This is a genomic window from Embleya sp. NPDC001921 (genome assembly GCF_053594475.1).
The window spans coordinates 1-1,832 of the sequence record NZ_JBSFEO010000155.1; the positions used below are offsets into that span (position 1 = coordinate 1).

Annotated in this window: 4 protein-coding genes; all 4 read left to right on the top strand. The window is 73.9% G+C overall.

What is annotated here, in order from left to right:
* The coding region (locus tag ACWCPW_RS51930; RefSeq protein ID WP_449768676.1) for a MerR family transcriptional regulator at positions 1 to 944 on the top strand (944 nt) is incomplete at its 5' end.
* Positions 944 to 1,105, top strand: coding sequence for a hypothetical protein (locus tag ACWCPW_RS51935; protein ID WP_449768677.1), 162 nt, complete (start codon positions 944 to 946; stop codon positions 1,103 to 1,105). The genes ACWCPW_RS51930 and ACWCPW_RS51935, both read left to right, overlap by 1 nt.
* Positions 1,106 to 1,114: 9 nt before the next feature.
* A complete protein-coding gene (locus ACWCPW_RS51940) occupies positions 1,115 to 1,408 on the top strand; it encodes a hypothetical protein (RefSeq protein WP_449768678.1) in 294 nt (97 codons plus the stop codon).
* A partial coding sequence (locus tag ACWCPW_RS51945; protein WP_449768679.1) for a hypothetical protein occupies positions 1,408 to 1,832 on the top strand: 425 nt, incomplete at its 3' end. The genes ACWCPW_RS51940 and ACWCPW_RS51945, both read left to right, overlap by 1 nt.

Genomic DNA, 1,832 nt, shown 5'->3' on the forward strand with positions numbered 1-1,832 from the left:
TCGTGATGGCTGGACGGCACGTTATCCAACGTGGCCGTGCTCGGGTGATCAACACCCCCGAACACGCCACCCCCGAACCCCCCAACCGCCCCACCGCTCGACCCCCGCGCCCCTGCGGCGCGACCCCCGAGCCCCGCGTCACCGGCTGGCACGTCACCGCCGGCCTCATCGCCTTCGCCGCAGTCGCCCTCCTCCTCGCGGGCACCGTCATCGTCGGCATGCGCGTCTCCTGGGTCCCCCTGCGCGACACCGCCACCGGCATCGGCCTCGGCGAAGTCGCCAGCCCCTGGTACCCGCTCAGCATCGACGGCCTCGACGGCGTCGCCCTCATTGCCGCAATCTGCCTCTACGGCCGCGACGGCTACCGCGCCGCCATCGGCACCGTCATCGGACTCACCGTCCTGTCGACCATGCTCAACGTCGCGCACGGCCTCGACGCCGCAGGCGTGACCGCCGAGTCCGCATGGACCACCTGGTCCCACGTGATCCTCGCCGCGGCCGCCCCGAACGCCTGCATCGCGCTCGGCGCCCACCTCGTCGCGGTCATGTTCCACCAGCGGCTGCGCGTCCTCATCGAGACCTGGCTCGACCAACGCGCGACACGCGAGCCTCGCGCGCCGAAGGTCGAGCGTCCGCGCCCCGCCCCGCCCCGCAAGGCGCCGCCAGCCGCCGCCACACCCCGGCCGAGCGTCGCGCCCCGGGCCGAGGACACGACCGAGCACGCGACCCCCGAGTCCGAGACGCGACCCGCGAGCGCGAAGCCCACGCCGAAGCGCGACCTCGTCACCGCGAAGCAGGCCGCCGGACTCACCGGCGTCCACCGCGCGACCATCGACACCTGGGTCCGCGAGGGCCGACTGCCCATCGCCACCAAGCACGAAATGGGTTGGCGCCTCTACGACGCCGACGTCGTCCGCACCCTCGCTCGCACCGGCAGCAACTGATGCACCCCGCCGTCATCGGCGTGCTGGCGGCGGGGCTCGGGCTCATCGGCCTCCTGGCCCTCGCGCCGAGCCTGCCCCCGCGCACCGTCTACCGCCTCGCCGCAAACCTCGCGTGCCTCTGGGCGGCCATCGCAGCCGCCGCCGCGCTCTACACCCACTGAGGACCCGCCATGCACCCGCACCTGTACACACTCGCCGGCGAAATGCTCGCCACCCAAGCACCCACCGCCCCCGTCACACCCACCGCGGGCGGCGGCGCCCTCACCGTCAACGTCCTCGCCGTCCTCGCCCTCTCCGCACTCACCTGGTACAACGCCAAACACAAGAAAGCCAGTTGGGCCCACCTCATCGTCGCCGTCCTCCTCGGCGTCGCCCTCGGCTCCGGCACCGCCCTCGGCAACTCCTGCCAACAGATCATCAACTCCGGAGCCGCCGCCCTCTCCGGCATCGTCGGCTCCGTCTGATGCGACCCGTCGACCGCGCCGCGGCACACGTCCACCGGGCGGTCGACGGCCACCACACCCTCGTCGACCGCATCACCACCTGGGTCGCCGCCGAAGCAGCCGGTGCCGTCGAGCGGCGCCGGGCCATCGCCACCCGCGGCGGCATCCTCCTCGGCGGCGCCTGGTCCGGCTGGCAACTCGGCCCCACCGCACTCGCGATCGCCACCCCCGCCTGGCTCGCCGCCGCATGGTGGGCCGGGCCGCCGGCAGCGACCGAAGCGACCGACACACCGAAGGCCGAACCCCTCGACCCCGAGGCCGCCCGACACCGCGACCTCACCGCCATCCGCCGGGCCATCGGCGACCGACGCGGCATCCACCTCGCCGAGATCACCGACCGCGTCCAAGCCGCCGGCATCGACTGGGACACCGCCGACGTCCGCGC

Coding starts and splice junctions, on each gene's coding strand:
- ACWCPW_RS51935 (WP_449768677.1), top strand. CDS start 944: ATGCACCCCGCCGTCATCGGCGTGCTGGCGGCGGGGCTCGGGCTCATC.
- ACWCPW_RS51940 (WP_449768678.1), top strand. CDS start 1,115: ATGCACCCGCACCTGTACACACTCGCCGGCGAAATGCTCGCCACCCAA.